General features: G+C 33.3%; 23 protein-coding genes and 1 pseudogene. 13 read left to right on the plus strand and 11 right to left on the minus strand.

Going from position 1 to position 21,299, the window contains the following annotated elements; genetic code table 11:
• Nucleotides 1-37: 37 nt before the first annotated feature.
• Nucleotides 38-541, minus strand: coding sequence for a thiol peroxidase (tpx, locus tag GWJ05_RS13190; RefSeq protein ID WP_036937193.1), 504 nt, complete (start codon nt 539-541; stop codon nt 38-40).
• 224 nt (nt 542-765) lie between these two features.
• Between tpx and GWJ05_RS13195 the strand changes: the two genes are divergently transcribed.
• The gene (locus tag GWJ05_RS13195; protein WP_036937190.1) at nt 766-2,385 is read left to right on the plus strand and encodes a peptide ABC transporter substrate-binding protein; all 1,620 of its coding nucleotides are present in this window, start codon (nt 766-768) and stop codon (nt 2,383-2,385) included.
• Nucleotides 2,386-2,988: 603 nt separating this feature from the next.
• Here GWJ05_RS13195 and GWJ05_RS13200 read toward each other — a convergent pair.
• Together GWJ05_RS13200 and GWJ05_RS13205 are read right to left on the minus strand one after the other, a co-directional pair.
• Nucleotides 2,989-3,549, minus strand: coding sequence for an Ail/Lom family outer membrane beta-barrel protein (locus GWJ05_RS13200; protein WP_036937187.1), 561 nt, complete (start codon nt 3,547-3,549; stop codon nt 2,989-2,991).
• Between the two features lie 252 nt (nt 3,550-3,801).
• Nucleotides 3,802-4,143: a DUF4377 domain-containing protein gene (locus tag GWJ05_RS13205; protein ID WP_036937185.1), complete on the minus strand. Its 342-nt coding sequence runs from the start codon at nt 4,141-4,143 to the stop codon at nt 3,802-3,804.
• A 379-nt stretch (nt 4,144-4,522) separates the two neighbouring features.
• Between GWJ05_RS13205 and zntB the strand changes: the two genes are divergently transcribed.
• Nucleotides 4,523-5,506: a zinc transporter ZntB gene (zntB, locus tag GWJ05_RS13210; RefSeq protein WP_036937182.1), complete on the plus strand. Its 984-nt coding sequence runs from the start codon at nt 4,523-4,525 to the stop codon at nt 5,504-5,506.
• Between the two features lie 304 nt (nt 5,507-5,810).
• Here zntB and ttcA read toward each other — a convergent pair whose 3' ends face one another.
• Both ttcA and leuE read right to left on the minus strand, forming a co-directional pair.
• On the minus strand, nt 5,811-6,734 hold the full coding sequence (gene ttcA / locus GWJ05_RS13215) for a tRNA 2-thiocytidine(32) synthetase TtcA (protein WP_036939034.1): 924 nt from the start codon (nt 6,732-6,734) through the stop codon (nt 5,811-5,813).
• A 353-nt stretch (nt 6,735-7,087) separates the two neighbouring features.
• Nucleotides 7,088-7,729, minus strand: coding sequence for a leucine efflux protein LeuE (gene leuE, locus GWJ05_RS13220; RefSeq protein ID WP_036937179.1), 642 nt, complete (start codon nt 7,727-7,729; stop codon nt 7,088-7,090).
• Between the two features lie 362 nt (nt 7,730-8,091).
• Here leuE and GWJ05_RS13225 point away from each other — a divergent pair, with 362 nt between their 5' ends.
• From GWJ05_RS13225 to GWJ05_RS13260, 8 genes are all read left to right on the plus strand, one after another.
• Nucleotides 8,092-8,343, plus strand: coding sequence for a nucleotidyltransferase domain-containing protein (locus tag GWJ05_RS13225; protein WP_036937176.1), 252 nt, complete (start codon nt 8,092-8,094; stop codon nt 8,341-8,343).
• A gap of 411 nt (nt 8,344-8,754) precedes the next feature.
• Complete coding sequence (locus GWJ05_RS13230; RefSeq protein ID WP_036937174.1) at nt 8,755-9,051, plus strand: putative quinol monooxygenase; 297 nt, start codon at nt 8,755-8,757, stop codon at nt 9,049-9,051.
• A gap of 66 nt (nt 9,052-9,117) precedes the next feature.
• Nucleotides 9,118-9,438 carry a hypothetical protein gene (locus tag GWJ05_RS13235; protein ID WP_052038508.1) on the plus strand — a complete coding sequence of 107 codons (321 nt, stop codon included), beginning with the start codon at nt 9,118-9,120 and terminating at the stop codon, nt 9,436-9,438.
• Nucleotides 9,439-9,507: 69 nt separating this feature from the next.
• On the plus strand, nt 9,508-10,107 hold the full coding sequence (locus GWJ05_RS13240) for a pentapeptide repeat-containing protein (protein ID WP_036937171.1): 600 nt from the start codon (nt 9,508-9,510) through the stop codon (nt 10,105-10,107).
• Between the two features lie 428 nt (nt 10,108-10,535).
• On the plus strand, nt 10,536-11,072 hold the full coding sequence (locus GWJ05_RS13245; RefSeq protein ID WP_036937168.1) for an Ail/Lom family outer membrane beta-barrel protein: 537 nt from the start codon (nt 10,536-10,538) through the stop codon (nt 11,070-11,072).
• A 334-nt stretch (nt 11,073-11,406) separates the two neighbouring features.
• Entirely contained in the window at nt 11,407-11,946 is a 540-nt protein-coding gene (locus GWJ05_RS13250) for an Ail/Lom family outer membrane beta-barrel protein (RefSeq protein WP_087802507.1), read from the plus strand.
• Between the two features lie 197 nt (nt 11,947-12,143).
• Nucleotides 12,144-12,599, plus strand: coding sequence for a GNAT family N-acetyltransferase (locus GWJ05_RS13255; RefSeq protein WP_087802504.1), 456 nt, complete (start codon nt 12,144-12,146; stop codon nt 12,597-12,599).
• Between the two features lie 168 nt (nt 12,600-12,767).
• Nucleotides 12,768-13,049 (plus strand): hypothetical protein, encoded by a 282-nt coding sequence (locus tag GWJ05_RS13260; RefSeq protein WP_087802502.1) that lies wholly within the window; start codon nt 12,768-12,770, stop codon nt 13,047-13,049.
• A gap of 77 nt (nt 13,050-13,126) precedes the next feature.
• Here GWJ05_RS13260 and GWJ05_RS13265 read toward each other — a convergent pair whose 3' ends face one another.
• From GWJ05_RS13265 to cls, 3 genes are all read right to left on the minus strand, one after another.
• Entirely contained in the window at nt 13,127-13,342 is a 216-nt protein-coding gene (locus GWJ05_RS13265; RefSeq protein WP_036937156.1) for a hypothetical protein, read from the minus strand.
• A gap of 90 nt (nt 13,343-13,432) precedes the next feature.
• On the minus strand, nt 13,433-13,762 hold the full coding sequence (locus GWJ05_RS13270; protein ID WP_373364689.1) for an HI1450 family dsDNA-mimic protein: 330 nt from the start codon (nt 13,760-13,762) through the stop codon (nt 13,433-13,435).
• Between the two features lie 79 nt (nt 13,763-13,841).
• A complete protein-coding gene (cls, locus tag GWJ05_RS13275) occupies nt 13,842-15,302 on the minus strand; it encodes a cardiolipin synthase (protein ID WP_036937150.1) in 1,461 nt (486 codons plus the stop codon).
• A 295-nt stretch (nt 15,303-15,597) separates the two neighbouring features.
• Between cls and GWJ05_RS13280 the strand changes: the two genes are divergently transcribed.
• On the plus strand, nt 15,598-15,780 hold the full coding sequence (locus tag GWJ05_RS13280; protein WP_072024206.1) for a YciY family protein: 183 nt from the start codon (nt 15,598-15,600) through the stop codon (nt 15,778-15,780).
• A gap of 113 nt (nt 15,781-15,893) precedes the next feature.
• The gene (gene tonB, locus GWJ05_RS13285; RefSeq protein ID WP_115370261.1) at nt 15,894-16,607 is read left to right on the plus strand and encodes a TonB system transport protein TonB; all 714 of its coding nucleotides are present in this window, start codon (nt 15,894-15,896) and stop codon (nt 16,605-16,607) included.
• 137 nt (nt 16,608-16,744) lie between these two features.
• Here the strand turns inward: tonB and yciA are convergent, their stop codons facing one another.
• Together yciA and GWJ05_RS13295 are read right to left on the minus strand one after the other, a co-directional pair.
• Nucleotides 16,745-17,176 (minus strand): acyl-CoA thioester hydrolase YciA, encoded by a 432-nt coding sequence (gene yciA, locus GWJ05_RS13290; RefSeq protein ID WP_006536988.1) that lies wholly within the window; start codon nt 17,174-17,176, stop codon nt 16,745-16,747.
• A 336-nt stretch (nt 17,177-17,512) separates the two neighbouring features.
• Nucleotides 17,513-18,067, minus strand: a pseudogene (locus GWJ05_RS13295) (septation protein A); the annotation flags it as partial.
• 309 nt (nt 18,068-18,376) lie between these two features.
• Between GWJ05_RS13295 and GWJ05_RS13300 the strand changes: the two are divergent.
• Nucleotides 18,377-20,191 carry a SulP family inorganic anion transporter gene (locus GWJ05_RS13300; RefSeq protein ID WP_036937142.1) on the plus strand — a complete coding sequence of 605 codons (1,815 nt, stop codon included), beginning with the start codon at nt 18,377-18,379 and terminating at the stop codon, nt 20,189-20,191.
• Nucleotides 20,192-20,288: 97 nt separating this feature from the next.
• On the opposite strand, the gene GWJ05_RS13305 is transcribed toward GWJ05_RS13300, so the two are convergent.
• Nucleotides 20,289-21,059 (minus strand): YciC family protein, encoded by a 771-nt coding sequence (locus GWJ05_RS13305; RefSeq protein ID WP_036937140.1) that lies wholly within the window; start codon nt 21,057-21,059, stop codon nt 20,289-20,291.
• Between the last annotated feature and the right edge of the window lie 240 nt (nt 21,060-21,299).

Raw genomic sequence — 21,299 nt, forward strand, 5'->3', positions numbered from 1 at the left:
ACGAGCGTAATGCTCGTCTATTTTTTTATGCTCAATATTATTTCAATGCATTTAATGCATTATCATAATTTGGTTCAGTTGTTATTTCATCAACTAATTGGGTATAGATAACGGTGTTATTTTCATCTAAAACAACCACTGCACGACTAGTTAAGCCTGCTAATGGACCTGATGTAATTGCAACACCATAGTTTTCTTTGAATTCAGCACCGCGCATTGTAGATAATGTGACAACATTATCTAACCCCTCAGCGCCACAAAAACGTGCTTGGGCAAAAGGCAAGTCAGCTGAAATACATAAAACAACCGTGTTATTTAATTCATTTGCAACTTTATTAAATTGGCGAACACTCGCAGCACAAACACCGGTGTCTACGCTTGGGAAAATGTTTAGAACTTTACGTTTACCTGTAAAATTCGCTAAAGAAACATCATTAAGATCTTTACCAACGAGAGAGAAATCAGCTGCTTTTTGACCTACTGTTGGGAATTTACCCGCTAGAGTCACTGCATTTCCTTGTAAAGTAACTTGATGTGCCATTGTTGTTCTCCTTTATTAGTTGTCAGACTAATTGTTATTAATACTAAATTATTAACGAAAAATCTTGTTAATGCTTAACCATTATTAAAATTTGTCACTATTGACATAGTAACTACGAAAAACATAAAAATTTATAAAATATTTGTAAACAGTGATTGTGCCTTTTTATCAGGCTCTTATAATTATGCAGTTCATTCTCATACAGATTACAGGACGAAACAGACATGCGCAAAATATTCGTCATCTCATGTGCACTTGTCGTTCAAGGATTACTCCTATTGCAGGTAAATGCAGCGGTAGTACCCGCAGGAACGATACTCGATAAAAAACAAGAAGTGGTTCGACATTTAAAAGATGAACCAGCGTCGCTTGATCCTATTAATGCCGTTGGTTTAACTGAAGCTCAGGTGCAACGTGATTTATTTGAAGGGTTGACGATAGAAGATGAGCATGGACTTGCTATCCCTGGCGTTGCTCAAAGTTGGCGCACAGAAGATAATCGGGTGTGGATCTTCACGTTGCGTGATAATGCGAAATGGTCTAATGGAGAGAAAGTCACTGCAGCTGATTTTGTTTACAGTTGGCAACGATTAGTTGATCCTCAAAATCTTTCGCCTTTTGCATGGTATGCTTCGCTTGCCTCTATTGAAAATGCCCAAAAAATCATTGATGGAAAATTAAAACCAGCATCATTAGGTGTGGAAGCGATAGATGAAAAAACATTAAAAGTGACATTAGAGAGACCCATATCTTATTTTCCTAGTTTGACGACTAATTTTTCGTTATACCCAGTGCCTCGCCATTATATTGAAAAATATGGTGCTGATTGGATCAACGTTGGTAATTTAGTTGGGAATGGTGCTTTTGTTTTAAAAGACAGAGTTATTAATGAAAAAATTGTATTAACGCCTAACCCTTATTATTGGGATCATAAAAATACAGTATTAACAAAAGTGACTTTTGTACCGATAAACCATGAGTCACATGCGACTAAACGCTATTTAGCGGGTGATATAGATATAACAGAGTCATTCCCTAAAAATTTATACCATAAATTAATGAAAGATATTCCTAATGAGGTATATATACCCGATCAATTAGGAACATATTATTATGCTTTTAATACTCAATCAGGGCCGACAAAAGATATTCGTGTACGTAAAGCGTTGGCGATGGCAATAGACAGAAAAATCATTACTGATAAAGTATTAGGTACAGGTGAAAAACCAGCAAATCGTTTTACTCCGGATGTTACGGCTAATTTTACGCCAGAATTGACAATTTATGATGAATATAATCAAGATGAATTAGATAGCCAAGCTAAGATACTGTTAGCTGCTGCAGGATATGGTCCTCATAACCCATTAAAATTATCTTTATTATACAATAATTCGGAAAATCATCAGAAAATTGCCATTGCGGTGGCTTCTATGTGGAAGAAAAAGCTAGGGGTTAAAGTTGAGTTACGTAATCAAGAATGGAAAACGTATATAGACAGCCGAAACTCAGGTGATTTTGATGTAATAAGAGCATCATGGATTGGTGATTATAATGAACCTTCTACTTTCTTAAGTTTATTAGGCTCTAAACATGCGGGTAATATACCTAAATACCGAAACAAGCAATATGATGAAATTTTGGCATTGTCAAGTATGACGATTGATGCAAATGAGAGAAATAATCTATATAACCGAGCAGAACAAATAATTGCTGAGGATGCACCAATAGCACCTATTTATCAATATACGAATGGACGCTTGATAAAACCTTGGTTAAAAGGGTATCCCATTGGTAATCCTGAGGATGTGGCTTATAGCCATACCCTTTATATATTAAAGCATTAATATAGCAATGAAATAAATTACTTGAAATAGTCATCAGTGAATTCTGGCTGTGTAAAAGAGTAAGAGAGAATAAATAATGCCTCAAAGTTAACTCCTTGCTTTGAGGTGTTTTTTCTCTAAAAATAAATAAGAGAATAAAAAATTATTATTTTTAGTATTAAGATTATGAAGAAATTAGGTATGAGTGACAATATAAATAAAAAAGAACTCCTTTAAAAAGGGGGTAGCAAAATAAAGCAGATTAATTTATTGTCTGAATATAAATTATATTTTAAATGTTCTCTTTGCACGCTTTTTATTGTATCGAGCTGTTACAGTGATTAATAAAATATGTATAAAAAAAGTCCCTCTGTTATAAAAACAGAAGGAGACTCAAAAGGAATAAACATTGCAGAAAAGATGTTAATACATTTTTACTACTTTGTTTTGACTAATTGTGCAATACACTTGATGTTAAATATTATATTTCACTTTATGCGTAGGTATAAATCCTTGACAACAATGAAAATTAATAAATTTATTGTGCTTTTAAAGCATTTTATAGAAAAAGATATCTATTTATTTTTCTTTTATTGTTAAAAAAACTATAGATTATCAAAGTGATTAAAAACGATAACCTAAAGATAATTGTATGCTATTTAATTCAATATGACGTTTGTTTGCTGTAGTATCGGAATAAAGATAGCCAAAATTAAAAGCAATCTCTTTTATCGGGGTATAATCGATGCCTATTTGACCAATAACACTCGTTGTATCAACACGATGTATGTCTGTTGTATTGATTTTAGGGTGAAGTTTATCTTCTTGGTATTTTAATTTATTAGGCCCCATTTGGGCATAAATAGAAAAATTAGGTGTTATTCTATAAGTAGGGCCGATTAATAGAGCTGTGGTTTTAGTTTTATATTGTTTTATCGATGGTGTGATAAAGCGAGCATCTTTAAAGGGTTCTTTATGATTTGAATTTAAATAGAGTAGAGAAACTAATAGACCCCAAGCATTTTCTGCTTCATAACGATAACTGACTATAGGTCCTTTTGCGGTATCTCCTTTTATTTTTCCATAAATATAACCACTATAGATAGTATGTGATTCATTGTAAGCATGTAATGTAGAAGAGAAAGGTAAAACTAAGCTACTTAAAATAAGTATGAATTTATTCATTATAGAGGTTCTATGTTGATGTAAAGAGCTCTATTTTTAGTAAAAACAAGTATGATTTCAATGTTAATTGATTGAAATTACTCTTAAAAAAAATTAGCAGACTTATCTTTAAGGTTTAATAAAAATGAGATTACATAAATAGCTTATTATTAAAAATTAGTTTATGAAGAGGATGTCAGAAGAATAATGTTAATAGAATAATCCTCACAATAGCTAAAGTTGCCTATTGTGAGTTTGAATTAAGTAAGAGAGTTATTTTTTATCGACAATTTCTACCAGCGTATATTTTACACTTGGTGCGTCAGCTGGAGGATTAGGAATATCAGTAACATTTACTTTTAATGTGTATTCAGTACCTGCTTTATATTCAAAACCCTCAATATTCTGATAGAAAAGGGACCATTCGCCTGAAGGTAGTTCTTTCACCTTCATGCATTTCATTGGTGCAACACCGACACAATCATAAAGTTGTGAATCAACTAGGAGTGTTTTTGTTGTATCAGTACTAGAGGCAGTATTTGTGCTTTCAGTCGATGTAACATCATTGCATCCAGCTAAAAGCAAAAATAAAGGAATAGCGAGAAATTTTTTCATATTGATGGCCTTATTTTTTAGGGTGCAATAAATGTATAAAATAATGTTTAGTATACACCAGGCAACAAATTATTATAAATTACAACAGATAAATTTTTTTCAATAAATAAAGTAAGTTATCTATAGATATTTCTAGTATTAATATACTAACGTAACTATCTAAATAAATTTTAGTGTAATAGTCCTAAAGTAGAAAATATAAACATCAATTGTAGGTAAATTGTACAAAAATAGTGTTGATATACAGTAAACTAGAAAAAAAGTATAAAATAACGTATTGAAAAAGAATGAGATAAAGAGACGATATGCAAATCATTATTTGGTGGTCGAACATTGAATTTATCTATTGCGACTAAAGCAAGATTATGGAGGAAACTAAGTGAAAACAATTAATGACTCTATTTTGCAAGATTCAGATGCAATTTACACCACACAACTCGATGGTCATGGTGGCGTAATAGAAATAACAGCAGATACGATTGCTACAAATGATAATCCTTATTGGATACATTTAGACTATCGTAAGCCACAAAGCGCTAAATGGATACAAGAGACAGAATTACTTCCACCTATTGCTAAAGATGTATTGTTAGCAGAAAACATCAGGCCAAAGGCGCAACGTATTGGCGAAGGTATCGTCATCAATTTGCAAACAATCAATAATAATCCTAATGATAGACCTGATGAACTTGTTGCATTCAGAATTTATATTAACAGCCAAACAATTGTTTCAAGTCGTCATCGCCGAGTTAATTCGGTAGATTCCGTTATTCATACCTTAGAGTTAGGCAATGGGCCAGAAAATAGTGGTGATTGGCTTATTACTATGGCAGATGCGGTTACTGATGAAATCGGTGAATTTGTTGAAACTTTGCATGACCAATTAATCGAACTCGAAGATATGATCCTCGATCAGCAAATACCTGCGAGAGGGGAACTTGCATTATTAAGAAAACAGTTAATTGTTTTACGTCGTTATATGGCTCCGCAACGAGATGTATTTTCTAGGCTTTCTATCGAAAAATTACCATGGATGAGCGATAGTGATAGAGTCACAATGCTTGAAATATCAGAAAGACTTTCTCGACGTTTAGAAGACTTAGACAGCAGTATTTCTCGTACAGCAGTGATAGCCGATGAAATAACATCAATGATGGCTGACGCGATGAATAGACGTACTTATACAATGTCATTAATGGCGATGCTGTTTTTACCCACCACATTTCTAACAGGGTTATTTGGTGTTAATTTAGGCGGAATACCAGGAAATGAATTTCCTTATGGTTTTACTATCTTTTGCTTATCGTTATTTATTTTAATTGTGATTGTTACTTGGTGGTTAAAACGTAGTAGGTGGTTGTAAAATTTCAGCAAATTAATCGTAACTAAATGGATTTAAAAAAGAATTCTCTAGTCCTGTTTGAGATATATCAATTTTTTGAAATAGAACATCTGGCATTATAACTCTCGCAGGTGAATACAACGTTGAGCGATGAACGTTGTGCTCCATAATTGTAGTTTTTCTCATATTGAGTTCTTAATACAGAATAATTGACCATTATTACACCGATGTTTATTAACATCGGTTTTTTTTGCTTAAATTTATTGTTGGTTGTTATTTCATCACAAAATCCTAAGTCTCAAAACAAGACTTAGGAAAAAGCGCTTTATTTCACTTCAACAATATCGAGCTTATTTTGGCTAAAGTCAGGACGTTCATCATCTTCTTCTTGGAACATCACGGGGACAGATGGAATATCATCTTTATCGAAAGCTAAATCGCCACCATTGATGACTTCATCGCCATGTTTGATGTTAGCAAAATCAAATAATTGAGTATCACATAAGTGTGATGGAACAATATTTTGTGTTGCTCTAAACATTGTTTCAATGCGACCAGGGTAACGCTTGTCCCAGTCTCTTAGCATCTCTTTAATAACTTGACGTTGAAGATTAGGCTGTGAGCCACAAAGATTACACGGGATAATTGGAAATTGTTTTGCTTGGGCAAAACGTTCAATATCTTTTTCACGAGCGTAAGCAAGAGGGCGAATGACGATTTGTTTACCATCATCACTCATTAATTTAGGTGGCATACCTTTAAGTTTTCCACCATAAAACATATTTAAGAATAATGTTTCTAAAATATCATCACGATGATGACCTAATGCAATTTTTGTCGCCCCTAACTCTGTCGCTGTACGATATAAAATACCCCGGCGTAAACGAGAGCATAAAGAACAGGTTGTCTTTCCTTCTGGAATAATATCTTTGACAATTCCATAGGTATTCTCTTCAACAATTTTATATTCCACACCGAGTTCATTTAAATATTCAGGTAAAATATGTTCAGGAAATCCAGGTTGTTTTTGGTCTAAATTCACAGCAATAAGTGAAAAGTTGATGGGGGCACTTTTTTGCAGATTCATTAAGATAGACAGTAGCGTGTAACTATCTTTACCACCAGAAAGACAGACCATGATTTTGTCGCCATCTTCAATCATATTAAAGTCAGCGATAGCTTGCCCAACATCACGGCGTAAGCGTTTTTGTAGTTTGTTGAAATTATACTGTTCTTTTGGGATGCTCATTTTTACGGTTCTATATCGTTGCTGATTATTCTGTAACTTGCTACCAAGGCTTTGTTTTTTATCACGAATGCTGAATGATTTAAAAGTCATATAAATCAATAAAATGTCTTACAACTCAAGTGACAGCGTTTTGTAAAACAAAGTTATTTATGGCAAGAAAATGGATAAGTTGCTAATGATAGCAGATGGTTGGGTGGTTTCGATATAGATAACTACAGTTAAGCGATTTTAGCGCGATAAAAATAGGAAATAATAATCTTATCTGTTTGGATAATTGTAGGTTTGATAAGATATTTTGAGGACAAAACCAACATAACCCAAGTCTTGTCCTTCGTAAAATTTATTATTAATAATTATGATGATAATGTGGCTAACTTAGTTGCAAACCCCATAAAGAAAAGCCCAATAACACCATTACCTAATTTAGCGATATTTTTGCGTGAACCGAAGAAACGAGCAAGGGCGACACCACCAAAAATAAGAAAAGAGAGATAGATAAAGCTAAAAGCCTCAAGCATAGATGCTAAAATTAAATAAGATAATCCAGTGTGCGCGTAATTAAAATCAATAAACTGAACGAAAAATGAAATATAAAATAAAATGGCTTTAGGATTGGTTAAGCTTAATGTTAGTGCTTTTCTGAAAACATGTTTTTGTATCGTTGTTGTCTGTTCCGTGTGTGCCTTTTTGGAGAAAAAAGTTGCATGGATAATTTTTATTCCTAAATAAAGGAGATAAAAAGCACCTAAAAAACGGACAATAGTAAAGAGTACAGGCGAGGCTTTTATAACAGATGCGACACCAATAAAGGCGAGAAAGATCAAAATGGCATCACCTAAAAAGACACCAAATGCAGCACGATAACCATCACTGACGCCACCTGATGCGCTTGTTTTTAGCACATAGAGTGTATTAGGGCCAGGAACGAGGATAATAAAAAACATGCCTGCAAGGTATGTCCAGATATTAAGTACACCAAATTGTTCAAGCCACACGTTAACCCCCAAATCTTACTTTCTCTGTATTACTTCATGAATAGCCATTATATAAAGAGAATCAAAGTTATTTAAACGCATATTTTTATCAATATTGAGAATAAATGTTTGATGTTTACTGCTCACTGTGTGAAAAACAGGCTTTTTTATCATTTCAAACGGATTACTGCATCATATTGCTTTTTTATGAATTGTGTCTCGCTAAAAAAAGTTAGGGTTTAATTATATATATAGATTTTCCATAAAGGTAAGCTATGACAATTTCTTAAGTAGGTAAAATTAAAATAAAGTTACCTACCACAAAGTATTTTCAATCATCATTTCAATCTGTCATTACTGATGTCACTGAGCAACTTTCTCAATTGTTAAAAGAAAGATTACATAGCATATATGTTTATGGCAGTGTAGCTAATGGATGTGCAACAGAGGGAATATCAGACTTAGATATTTGCTTAATTTTAAATCATGAAATAAACGAAAGCGAAATTCACCTGTTAGATAATGCAAGAGCAACATTAGAAAAACAACACTCTATTGTCAGCAAAATTGATTTCGATATTGGTATTTTAAGCGAGGTATTGGCATCTAACAATTTATACAGTTGGGGCTATTGAAAAACATCACTTACAAAGGGCAATAGCGCGTAAACTTATTCGCTCAACAAATATTTTACGTAATGAAAAAGATGAGTATTGGCCTGAAACACTAGAAGACTTCGTAAAAATAGTAGAAGCAAATTATCCAGATCAACAAAAAAGTATTAATTATCTTTTATCTGAAAGCATAAAGCCAATCGATGATATAAATGTGTTTATACAAAAAGCAAAGATATTTACTCATTGGTTAGAAGTTGAGTGTTTAAAGAAAGATAAAGAGGATAACCTGAGAAAATAAGGCGGTTTTTATTCTTTTAAAGAAGCATTTTTCTTATGTAAAAAATCTAGATCTCTTAAGTTAACTAGACTATATTTATCTGTATTTTTATACAGTATCTTGTGTTGTTCAATTACGGTAAGGAAAATGTGATGTTAAAAGTGATTGCTGAAGATTTTATTAAAACAGAAGCGATAGAAATTGTTTTACCTCTTTATCGTGAGCTTGTTGAAGCGACTAAGAAAGAGCCTCTTTGTATTAGCTATAATTTATATGTTGATGAAAAAGATCCAGGTCACTTTGTCTTTGTTGAACAATGGCCAGATCATGCTGCGCTTGATACACATTGTGCTAGTGAACATTTTCAGCGACTAGTTCCGATGATCAATGCATATAAAAAAGTTGAGCCTAAATTTTTGCTTATGGCAGATGCTTTTGATGAAAATTAAAAGTAATAAAACTTGTCTCAATTATAGTGAATACACTAAATATTAAGAAATAAAACAAGAGAGATGATGATGTTAGCGAAGTATATATCTCAAATTGTAAACCAAGAAGATAATTATCAAATTTTAAGTACTCAGAAATTTTGGGATAACTTAGCAGAAATAACCAGAGTAACTCATAGTTGGTTATTTCCTGATGGTGTCATCTTGAAATGCATAGAAGAGATAGAAACAGAGTTCTATGATAATGACGCTCAATGTCCTGAACATTGGATCACTTGGGAAATTGTAGAATCGAATAACAAAATTATCTCTCCTTGTCGAAAAGAATTTTTTAATTTATGCCAGCAAAGTTTTTGGTTAAAAATGCAACTTGCTAATAATATATAAACATAAAATAAACTTTACTCGCGGCCTTTTTTATCTCTAGATTAATATACATTTCTATTGAGTACATATATGGAAAATTTAAAAAACAATCAAGAATATTTAGATAGAAATTTCACTAAACTTGATATTAATGAATTGGCACTTAGCAATGTTATTTTTGAGGAATGTGAATTTCACCAGTGTAATTTTTTATCTGCTGAGCTATTGCATTGCAAGTTTGTACATTGCTTATTTGAAAAATGTAATTTAAGTTTAGCTAATTTTCCTAATACTCGATTTTCTAATACTGAATTTGTTGGATGTAAACTTGTTGGTATTGACTGGACAAAAGCACATTGGCCAAAATTTGATCTTTATTCTCAACTCAGTTTTAAAAATAGCATTTTAAGCGGATGTAACTTTTTTGGATTAAAACTGAGCGAATCTATTTTTGAAGAGTGTAGATTACATGATGTGGATTTTAGAAATGCGGAGCTTCAAAGATCACTTATGATTGGTTCTGATTTTTCTAATAGTTTGTTTATGCAAACAAATTTAGAAGGGGTTGATTTTACTCATTCGCATTCTTTTGATATTGATATTCGTCAAAATAAAATGACGAAAGCAATTTTTTCTAAAATAGAAGCACTCGATTTACTTAAATATCTTGATATTAAATTGATTGATTAATCACCATAGAGAATTAAGTAATATTTAATGTGAGATTACTATACAGTATAAACATTTAAATTACTTAAAATAAAAAAATATTTTGTTTCAAAAATAAAATATATTTACTTTAGTTAGTGATTAAGTTTTTTACATTTAATTAATAATAGATAGAAAGTAAACAAATCTAATAAAAATTTAAAATCAGTTTTCTCACAATTTTATAGTCTTAATATTCCATTAATAATAGATAAAAATAAGGTGAATTTATTTTTGAGATAAATAGTCTTTTAATTATCAATTTAACCATAAGAATTTCTTTATAAAAATTAACTAATAACGTATTATTTATAAATAAAATTTATTGAGTATTAAACTTAATTTAATAAGAGAGCTAAATTCTAGTTTAGTTCTTTTTTCTATCTTTTGCTTTTATATAGAGAATAAAAATGAATCGTAATTTATTTCTATCTACTTCGTTGTTAGCTATTTCTACACTTTCATTTAATGCACAAGCCACGTTAGATAATACTTTATCAGTAGGTTATGCTCAAAGTTCAATTAAATTAAATGATGATAAAATAGATGATAATCCTAAAGGAATTAACTTTAAGTATAACCATGAGTTTGATAATGATTGGGGAGTTATTGGATCACTGACGTATACAAAATTAACCTATAATTATTATAGTCGTTGGGGAAAAATTGGTTCAACTGAAATTGATTATGTTTCATTAACGGCTGGCCCTAGTTATCGTTTTAATGACTATTTTAGTGCATATGGTTTAATTGGTTTTGGTCACGCTAGCCAAGAAGATAAATATTATTATGTTAATGATACATACAGCAAAACGTCCCTGGCTTATGGATTAGGTTTGCAAATTAATCCAATCCCAAACGTAGCAATTGATGCATCTTATGAATATTCAAAAATTGATAATGCAAAATTTGGTACTTGGGTATTAGGTGTTGGTTACCGTTTCTAATATTAAGCTGATAAATAATATTTTTAAAAGGTCATGTTATGTGGCCTTTTTATTTTTATAAAATAGAAATTAAATAATATTTAAATAAACCATTTCATTTGATTTTAAAATTTATTGATCTTCTATTTTCAAATAAATATTTTATTTATTTACCTTTGTTAGAATGGTTCTATTTATTACCTTCCTGTTAAAATTAAATTATTTATATAAATTTTTACTTTTATTTATTATTTTAAGTGGAAGTGGCGATTTATCGTATTGAATTAATTGTAATTTAAACTATTTTTCTTGCTGTTTCTCATTTTATTAACGAAAGATAATATTGAGATATATAATGAAAAATAAATTATTATTACCAATTACAGCAATTTTCTTATCAATAACGACATGTAATGCATCTGCTACATTAAAAAATATATTGTCTTTAGGTTATGTACAAAGCCAATTAAAAATGGATAGTAATAATGTCACTGATACGCCTAAAGGTATTAATGTAAAATATAATTATAAATTAATGAATGATTGGGGCTTGTTTAGCTCATTTACATATAATAAAGAAAAATATTCTTTTGCTATTAACGATAGTAAAGGGAATATAAATTATAATTATTACTTATTCTCTATAGACCCAAGTTATCATTTTAATGAATGTATAAATTTATATGGTTTGATTGGTATTAGCTCAATTAACATGAAATTAAACAGTGAAAATAATTCTAGTAATATTCATTTCAATAAGATATCAAATAGTTATAGTTCAGGCTTACAATATAACCCGATTGCAAAGCTTGCTATTGATGCATCTTACGAATACTCAAAGCTAAATAACATCGAATTCGGTACATGGGTGGTCGGGCTTGGCTATCGATTCTAATTTTATTGCGGTTACTTATAAAAAGACAGATAAATTTTCTTTTTGATAGAAAGGGTTGGTAATATGTTTATCAACCTTTATTTAAAAAATATAAGTCCATCTCTATAACTTAACATACAAAAAAATTATAATTTTTTAATTATTTTTATTCGGATATAATAAATCATATTTAAAAATAATTTTTATTAGGAAAGTATATGTTAACTATAATAAAAGCAGAACCTTCACACTACGATGAAATGATAGTTGTTTGGGAGTCATCGGTTAGAGCTACGCATACATTTCTATCTGAAGATATCATTTCATCGCTTAAAAAAGATATTGTAGAACAATATTTTCCTATGCTTAATACTTATATTGCGATAGACAATAATAATGTTATTCATGGGATCTTGGGTACAGCAGAAAATAAGTTAGAAATGTTATTTGTTGATGCAAATTCTAGAGGGCATGGTTGTGGCAAATTGCTTATAACTTTCGCGATAAATATATTGCATATTGATGAGTTAGATGTAAACGAGCAAAATCCCCAAGCAATTGGCTTTTATCTTTATGTTGGATTTGAGCAAATAGGGCGCTCTGAGGTAGATGGACAAGGAAATTCTTTTCCATTATTGCATTTAAGATTAAATAAAAATAAGTATAAACACTAAGAAAGAAAATATTAAAGATATAAAATAGATGAGATAGTAAAAAACCTCTCTATTTATCTTATGTAAATAATAATTATCCACTCAAATTTGATTTATATCGTAATAAAACTCATGATTTAATGGAATAATTTTTCATAACTTAATAAAAAATATAATAGCGGAATTATTATGAAAAAAAATTTAGTGGTCATTCTATCTTTATTTTTCCTATCGGCTTGCTCTGAATCACAAGAAAATAGGGTTATTGCGTATTGCATGGATACATTGAATATTTATAGTACAGTAACAAACGAGCAGTGTCTGTGTTTTTATAATGAAGCACGTGATAAATTTTCTTCAACAGATATTGATAGAATGGTCCAATCACCACCAATAATACAAGATAGTACGCTGACAAGAGAAGGTACAATGTTTTTAACTATTGCTCATTCATCTAAATGCTTTGAGTAAATTACCTATATCAAAGATAAAAGTAGGGAGAAAAGTGCTAATTACTTATATCGTGCTTTTCATTTTCTATATCATTATTACCAAAGATATTGCATAAAGGGTAAATAAGCAAAAACTAAAGCAATGAGTATAAACAATAGACGAAATAATATTTTTTGTGTTTTCATTGCAGCATAGAGCATGACGATAATAACTGCTACGCAGATATACCAATAAAATGTCCCAAAGAAAGCTAAGGAAAAAATAGTATCAATAATAAATTGACTCTCACTCATTTTATTTCTCTCTGACATAAAAAATCACCCACTAAAATATAAGCGGGTGAAGATAAAAGCAATTATCAGGTGCGTAGTAAAACCGCGTTCTTTAGAACAGGGCGGATGTCAAGATTTCCAAATAATATGGAACATAGGCTGTAATGGATCGCGACTAATTAGGACACGACCAAAAATATCATCAATATCAGCATCATCATCAGGTGCAAGGCCAATAATTACTTCACTAAAGCGAGCTGGTGTAACAGGAAGGCCGACAATAAACTGCCAATCATTACCTAATGGAACCACTTCAGCAGCGCCTCTTTCTTCAAATTGCAAGTTAAACAGTAATTGATCTGCAACATCCAAATTATCGGCTGCTTGAGCTAAAAATAAATCGTAAGCTTGTTCTAGTGCTTCATCTTCACTAATTAAGGTTGGTTCATTCATGGTAATGCCTGTATTATTTCAATATTATCGCGTTGTTTGTATGATATTTTTGCTTATTTAGCAAATTATATTGTTACCCTTTTGATTATAACAGAGGGCTAAAGAAATAGCAGATGCGCTCTAACACTCGATTTAAGAATGGACGTTTCTCCCATTCGTCTAATGTTAATTCTGTAGAGCGAGCAATATAATCATATTGAACAATGCTTAAATCACTTCCAAACCCTTCATCATCAATAACAACGGTAATTTCAAAATTTAACCACAAACTGCGCATATCAAGATTTACTGAACCGACCATACTAAGTTGCCCATCAACCATGACGCTTTTGGTATGTAATAAGCCATCTTCAAACTGGAAGACTTTCACACCGGCTTCGAGCATTTCTGTAAAAAATGCACGACTTGCCCAACGTACAAGAAAAGAGTCATTACTACGAGGTACAATAATACTTACCTCAACACCACGCATTGCTGCGGTTGAGATTGCATGTGCAAGATCGTCGCTAGGCACAAAATAAGGTGTTGTAAGCACTAATTCATTTCTTGCTGAATAAATCGCTGTAATTAAGGATTGTTGAATAAGTTCATCAGGAAATCCTGGGCCTGATGCGATAACTTGTGTTGTGTGACCACTTTCTTGTTCACAAGGCATAATGTTGTCATCAGGCGGTGGTGGTAAGTGGCGTTCTCCGGTTTCCATTTCCCAATCAAAGGCATAAATCATACCTAAAGTGGTTGATACTGGGCCTTCCATTCTTACCATAATATCAATCCATTGACCGACGCCAGAATCTTGCTTGAAATAACGAGGATCAACCATATTCATACTTCCAGTGTAAGAAATATAGTTGTCGATTAATACGATTTTTCGATGTTGACGCAAATCCATGCGACGTAAGAAAAAACGGAATAAATTAACATGCAATGATTCGACAAACTCAATACCTGCTGCTCTCATGACATCAGGGCCTTTAGTTCGAAAGAAATTCCAACTGCCTGCGGAATCAACCATAATCCTACATTTTACGCCACGCTTAGCGGCTTTGATTAATGCATCAGTGACTTCATCAACTAAGCCCCCGGATTGCCAAATATAAAAGACCATTTCTATGTTATCGCGTGCATTGTTAATATCACGCGTAATCGAATTAAGTGAATCTTCACAGGTTGTTAAAAGCTCAATTTTGTTACCTTTAACCCCTTTAATACCTTGGCGCTTAGCGGTTAATTGAAAAAGAGGTGTAGCAACATCGCTCGTACTTGTGGCAAAAATATGCTTACACTTTTTTAAGTCCTCAAGCCATGCGACGACAGAAGGCCACATTTGCTTTGCATGTTCAACTCGTCGTTTACCTAAGTGTAATTCGCCAAAAGCAAAATACGCAATGACCCCAACTAACGGTAGAATATAGATGATTAGTAGCCATGTCATGGTTGAAGTAACGGGGCGTCGGTGCATAAGGACACGAAATGTGACACCCGCAATTAATAACCAATAGAAGAAAAAGGTTAGCCAACTTAATACAGTATAAAATGTTGTCATAGTAGAGCTATTTTCCGTTGAAAATGAATAGCATGGATAAGCTAATGGCAATTTACTAAAAATAGTTCATTATTTTTGTTATTTGCCGAATGTTGTTATTAAATCAGGATTATTATCTCTGTCAAATCTCTTTATTAAAAGATAAGCAATAAGATACAACTCTTTATTTATTTTTTCTTTGTGAGAAAAGCTAAAAGAATGGATGAAATCTAAGCAAACCATAAATCCCCCCTTGGATCACAAAATGAACGTCTTATAATAGTCCACTTATTTCGAAAAAATAGGTGCTGATAACATGAGACACAGTAGGACTGAAGTAGCTCGTTGGCGAATGATGAGACAAGCTATACGTAGACGTCGTCGATGGTTAGAAGGGCAATCTCGTCGTAATTTCCGAATTTATAAACTGCGTAAGCTGGATACTTCTAGAAAACATAGAGCACTTTTATTTGTACAACACATAGAATGGAACTCATAATTTCATTTTTTAACAGTTTATATCAATCATTTTACTAAACGTTATTGAATATGATTGCTATTTGCATTTAAACTAGGGGCATTATTTTTTCTTTAGGTGAAATAAGATCAGTTATGCGTTGGAAGCTTTGGGTATTCATATCACTCTGTCTGCATGCCTCACTTGTTGCGGCAGCGATGTTATATGTTGTAGAAGATAAGCCAGTTACACCTGAGCCTATCTCTATACAGATGTTGGCATTTGCTGCAGATGAGCCTGTTGGCGAACCAGAACCTGTGGTTGAAGAAGTTACACCTCCAGAGCCTGAGCCGGTTATCGAGCCCGAACCAGAGCCTGAGCCTATTCCAGATGTGAAACCTGTTATCGAAAAACCAATAGAGAAAAAACCGGAACCAAAACCGAAACCTAAGCCAAAACCTGTGGATAAACCGAAACCGCCTGTTGAGCGACCACAACCTTTAATTGTTAATAAAGGTAATGATCTCAAAAATCTTAACCCGACGGCAAAGCCAAGTGATAAAGGTGATGAAAAACCAGTTGCAGTGGCAAGTAACGGTGAAGGTAAAGTACCTAATGCAATACGCCAAGGTTTACCTGAGTATCCACCACGAGCACGAGCAGTGGGAATGGAAGGTTCCATTAAAGTTCGTTTTGATGTTGATGCTGATGGAAGAGTCGATAATGTAGAAATTATTTCTGCGGATCCTAAAAACGTGTTTGAGCGCGATGTAAAAAGAGCGATGCGCCAATGGCGTTATGAAAAAATTCCTTATAAAGGAAAAGTGATTGTGATTGAGTTCAAAATGACAGGGATATCAACAAGCTAATTTTTATAAAATTCAATGGGTAAATAAAGCGATATCCGCATTTGATACCGTGTAAACAAAAGGCACTTTATTAAGTGCCTTTTTTAGTATTTCAAATTTTAATGTTTTTACGCTATTCGTAGTAACGAAATACGCAGTTATTCCATTGTACTTGTTAGTGTGAAGTGAGCTTTACCTTCAGGTAAGCGACGAGCCGAATTGTTCTCATCAACGGCAACATAGGTAAATACTGCTTCTGTTGCGCGATAACGTTGACCGACAGGCTCTGTGGCAACTTTTTTAACCCAGACTTCAATATTAACAGTAATTGAAGAGTTGCCTGTTTTTAAGCAACGTGCGTAGCAACAGACGACATCGCCAACAGCAACAGGTTTAAGAAAGGTAATGCCCGTTACGCTTACAGTAACGACACGACCTAACGCAATTTCTTTTGCTAAAATTGCACCACCAATGTCCATTTGAGACATTAACCAGCCACCGAAAATATCACCATTGGCATTAGTATCAGCAGGCATGGCAAGGGTGCGTAAAACGAGTTCACCATTAGGCAAAGATTGTTGTTCAGTCATGGGGAATAATGTATCTGTTAATGTTGAAACCAAGGAGATATTTACTCGTCATACTTCAAGCTGTAGCCTTGTTGGCTACACTCATTCACACTAGTCACATACTTATGTATGCTCCTAGTGACTCATTCGCTTGCCGCCTAGCTACATTTTAAATTATTTAGAGTATCTACAGGCTATACTCTAATAGCTACAACTTAAATTATTTAGAGCACATATCTCCCAATAAAATAAAAATGATTATTCAGATTTTGAATGAGCATCATGTGATGTCGATTTAGAAACTTGGTTTGTCATATTATCTGACAGGCTTTGCTCATCACTTTGTGTGACTTCGCCTTCGCTCTGTTCCTCGGGTAAACGGTTATTCCAAATATACACCACACTGGCGATAGTAAAAATAAAGGTCAAAATGGTTAAGCCGAAGACTTTAAAATTAACCCAAGTCTCTTCTGGTAAAGAGAATGCCACGTAGATATTACCTAAGGCACACGCAAAAAAGAAAATCACCCAGGCTATATTAACTTTTTTCCAGTTAGCTGGTGGCATGGCAAGTTCTTTACCTAGCATTCTTTCCATTAATGTTTTAGGTGTAAATAACTGCATAGCAATTAATACAACGGCAAAAATGGCATATATAGCGGTGACTTTCCATTTAATGAAATCAGCAGAATGGAAGAAGATGGTTAATGAACCAAAAATAGTGACAACAATCGCCGTAATGAGAGGTGCTTTTTCAACTTTATGGAAAATAAGCCACGTCAAGCCGACTGAAATCCACGTCGCGACAATTAATGCGCCTGAAGCATAGAAAATATCTTGCCATTTATAGAAGATAAAAAACACTAATAGTGGAGCAAAATCAAGTAATTGCTTAAGCCAGCCATTTTTCATAACAAATAGGAACCTATGGTAATTAAATTCATAAACTAGGCTATTCTAATGCAAAGCGACAGAAAATGGGTAAACAATTGCATATCTTTAATGATGAAGTGCTGATTTATATAAAGATCATAGTTTTCCCCTGAAATAACTCAATGAAAAATCAACGTAATTATCTTTAGAGGGGATTAAAATTAAAGCTTGAGTTATGAAAGAGGATTTAAACATCACTCTAGTATATTATTCAGTAACTCATCAACATTACCTGCCACTTCTTGATGAATGCATAAATAAAAAAGTATTTCTGGTAAGAGGAAATCAATGAACGGAAAAAGAATAATAAAATGGATGCCAGGATTAGGCTTATTGTTTAATTATAAGCGTGATTATTTTGGCTATGACTTAAAAGCAGGGCTTTCTGTTGCTGCTGTTGCATTGCCTGTTGCAATTGCTTATACCGAGTTATTAGGGATTAACGCGATTGTTGGATTATATGCCTGTATTTTTCCGATGATTATTTATGCGTTGTTTGGGACATCGCGTCAGTTAATTACAGGGCCTGATGCCGCAACCTGCGCTGTTATTGCCGCTGTTGTTATTCCATTATCAGCGGGTGATGAGAATGCGAGATGGCAACTTGCGATTATTATGACGGCAATGACGGGATTTTGGTGTATTTTAGCCAGCCATTTTCGGTTAGGGGCTTTTACTGATTTTCTGTCTCGACCTATTTTACAAGGGCTTTTAAATGGTGTCGCGATCACCATTATGGTTGGGCAAATCAGTAAAGTATTTGGTTTTGATACCTCTCCCGATCACCTAATTGAAAAATTAATTGAAGTGCCGTTTCGATTAATGGATGCGCATTTACCCACCGTATTAATGTCTGCGATAACATTAGCTCTATTATTAGGCATTCGCTATTTTCGTAGCCGATGGCCAGCCCCCTTAATTGCTATGGTCGTGATGACGTATTTAAGTTGGCAATTTGATTTGGCAAGCTTTGGTATTGCTATCGTAGATAAAGATGCGGGAAATGTTGATCTGTTTTTACCGGTTGTATCCATGACAGGATTTCATCCAGGTGTCTTGAGAGAATTGTTAGTTCCATCGATAAACTTGGCGGTCATTAGCTTCGTTAGTTTTATGATGACAGCTCGCAGTTTTGCCAGTAAGAACGGTTATGATGTCGATGCAGACCAAGAGTTAAAAGCGTTAGGTATTGCTAATATTGCATCGGCTTTGTCTCAAGGATTTGCGGTGAGTGCTGCAAGCAGTCGTACCGCAGTCAATGATTCTGTCGGTGGTAAAACGCAGTTAGTTTCTATTATTGCAGCGTTGGTGATTTTGCTTGTGCTGTTATTTTTGACCGATTTTCTCGCCTATATTCCATTATCTTCACTAGGCATCGTATTGATTGTTTCTTCATGGTCTTTGCTGAGTATCCGCCACATTTGGTCTTATCGTAAGCGTAATAAACAAGCATTTACATTGGCATCTTTTACCTTACTAGCTGTGTTATTGGCAGGGCTAATTAACGGTATCGGCTTTGCCGTTTTATTAGGATTGTTACAATTTTTACGTATTGTTTTTCGTCCAAGCGATCAGTTATTGGGTGTTGATGAACAGGGTATGGTTCACTCAATGAATAAAGATAATGGTATTGAGCCTATTGATGGCTTAATGATGTACCGGTTTAATTCACCGCTGACTTATTTTAATGTGGGTTATTTTAAAAAACGGGTACTTCAGCTCGTTGATAACGCACCTCAACGCCCAGCATGGTTAGCAGTAGATGCAGCTGTAAGCTTTACCTATGACGATGTTAGCGTGTTTGCTGCTATTGATGAGCTAATACGAGAGTTGCGAATAAAAGGTGTGAAATTGGTTTTAGCAGGCCGTAGAACAGAATTAAATCGTTGGATTGAACGTAATAAGATTTCGCTCAATGAAGATGATTTGATTATTGCCCCCGATCTCTATTTTGTGATCCGGCTGTATCAAAGCCGACAGCAAATTAAAGAGAAGCAAAAGGAAGCAAGAAAAGAGGCTCTAAAGAAAGAGATAGCAAGCAGTGATGAGGATAGCTCAAATTTGCAAATAACCAGTAATCGCGATACTCCTAAAGTGTGCTGATTAAGATTGATTTTTCTCACTGACACTAAAAATCCCGTGATAAGTTGCTAGCTTATATACGGGATTTTTATCACTTCATTTTATGTTAGCAGTAAGATTAACTTTGCTGTTTTGTGTATTTATTTTCGACTAACATAAATAAGCGAAACAGGTAAATTATGATCCACGCTGAAGCCATATTTTTCAAAAGATAGAATAAGAAGTTATGGACAATATTAGGTAATTGAACGGTGAGGTTACCCACAAAACCAATACCAAACTGCAGTAAGATCCAAATGCCTAAAGCAGGGATAAGTGCCGCAGATTCATTAAAGCCAATTTTCCAACCTAAGCGTATAGCACTTCCTATATTTTGTTGGCGTACTAAAACAACCGGTGCTAGCGCAAATCCGATTAACAAAATAATGCCTGGAATAATCATCACCATAAAGCCTGCACTAATCAAAATAGAGCACAGAACTATCAATAAAAACATTTTTGGTAAACGAGGTAGGCTTGCATTCAATGTCTGACCTAATGTGACATTATGTCCTGTTGAAATTGCCATAGCGAACATCAGTAAGGTGAGCACTAAGAGGCTTTGTTGTAGCGTTTCAAAGACGTAGAGCAATAACACTTTTTTGGCAATGCCGACGACACTGCTCGACATGGCTTCTAGTTCTGCAGGAGAAGTAGATGAGAGCTGTGTATTTTTAAAATTAGCGACAAATTCGATCATCAATTGGTACTCTTGAGGATTAGGACCAATTAATGCATGAATGATCGCTAAAACAATAGCAAGAATAGCGCTAATAGTAACAATACTACGTCGTTCATTCTTATAAAAATTCAGACTGTCTCGGTAGATTGTGCGTGCCGTGGTAGGCATGAAACTGCTCCTGTGAAAATAGACTAAGTCAATGAGCGCTATTGTACCTTTTACAACAGCAAAAAGGGATATTTTCTATCAAACCGCTTATTAAGCTTATTTCTTGATACTCATTATCATTGTGCTCTCATTATTTAAATTAAATAAAACATTATTTTAACATATGAATAACCTTATTTTTAAATATGCCTTTTAAAGATATTTTTTATTCAAAAAATAGCAGTAACTATAAATATAATT

The organism is Proteus sp. G2626 (assembly GCF_009915985.1).
GTDB lineage: Bacteria > Pseudomonadota > Gammaproteobacteria > Enterobacterales > Enterobacteriaceae > Proteus > Proteus vulgaris.

Bases quoted from the DNA above. Each gene is read 5' to 3' on its own strand.
- tpx (WP_036937193.1), bottom strand. From the start codon at position 541: ATGGCACATCAAGTTACTTTACAAGGAAATGCAGTGACTCTAGCGGGT.
- GWJ05_RS13195 (WP_036937190.1), top strand. From the start codon at position 766: ATGCGCAAAATATTCGTCATCTCATGTGCACTTGTCGTTCAAGGATTA.
- GWJ05_RS13200 (WP_036937187.1), bottom strand. From the start codon at position 3,549: ATGAATAAATTCATACTTATTTTAAGTAGCTTAGTTTTACCTTTCTCT.
- GWJ05_RS13205 (WP_036937185.1), bottom strand. From the start codon at position 4,143: ATGAAAAAATTTCTCGCTATTCCTTTATTTTTGCTTTTAGCTGGATGC.
- ttcA (WP_036939034.1), bottom strand. From the start codon at position 6,734: ATGAGCATCCCAAAAGAACAGTATAATTTCAACAAACTACAAAAACGC.
- GWJ05_RS13230 (WP_036937174.1), top strand. From the start codon at position 8,755: ATGTTAAAAGTGATTGCTGAAGATTTTATTAAAACAGAAGCGATAGAA.
- GWJ05_RS13235 (WP_052038508.1), top strand. From the start codon at position 9,118: ATGATGTTAGCGAAGTATATATCTCAAATTGTAAACCAAGAAGATAAT.
- GWJ05_RS13240 (WP_036937171.1), top strand. From the start codon at position 9,508: ATGGAAAATTTAAAAAACAATCAAGAATATTTAGATAGAAATTTCACT.
- GWJ05_RS13245 (WP_036937168.1), top strand. From the start codon at position 10,536: ATGAATCGTAATTTATTTCTATCTACTTCGTTGTTAGCTATTTCTACA.
- GWJ05_RS13250 (WP_087802507.1), top strand. From the start codon at position 11,407: ATGAAAAATAAATTATTATTACCAATTACAGCAATTTTCTTATCAATA.
- GWJ05_RS13255 (WP_087802504.1), top strand. From the start codon at position 12,144: ATGTTAACTATAATAAAAGCAGAACCTTCACACTACGATGAAATGATA.
- GWJ05_RS13260 (WP_087802502.1), top strand. From the start codon at position 12,768: ATGAAAAAAAATTTAGTGGTCATTCTATCTTTATTTTTCCTATCGGCT.
- GWJ05_RS13265 (WP_036937156.1), bottom strand. From the start codon at position 13,342: ATGTCAGAGAGAAATAAAATGAGTGAGAGTCAATTTATTATTGATACT.
- cls (WP_036937150.1), bottom strand. From the start codon at position 15,302: ATGACAACATTTTATACTGTATTAAGTTGGCTAACCTTTTTCTTCTAT.
- GWJ05_RS13280 (WP_072024206.1), top strand. From the start codon at position 15,598: ATGAGACACAGTAGGACTGAAGTAGCTCGTTGGCGAATGATGAGACAA.
- tonB (WP_115370261.1), top strand. From the start codon at position 15,894: ATGCGTTGGAAGCTTTGGGTATTCATATCACTCTGTCTGCATGCCTCA.
- yciA (WP_006536988.1), bottom strand. From the start codon at position 17,176: ATGACTGAACAACAATCTTTGCCTAATGGTGAACTCGTTTTACGCACC.
- GWJ05_RS13300 (WP_036937142.1), top strand. From the start codon at position 18,377: ATGAACGGAAAAAGAATAATAAAATGGATGCCAGGATTAGGCTTATTG.
- GWJ05_RS13305 (WP_036937140.1), bottom strand. From the start codon at position 21,059: ATGCCTACCACGGCACGCACAATCTACCGAGACAGTCTGAATTTTTAT.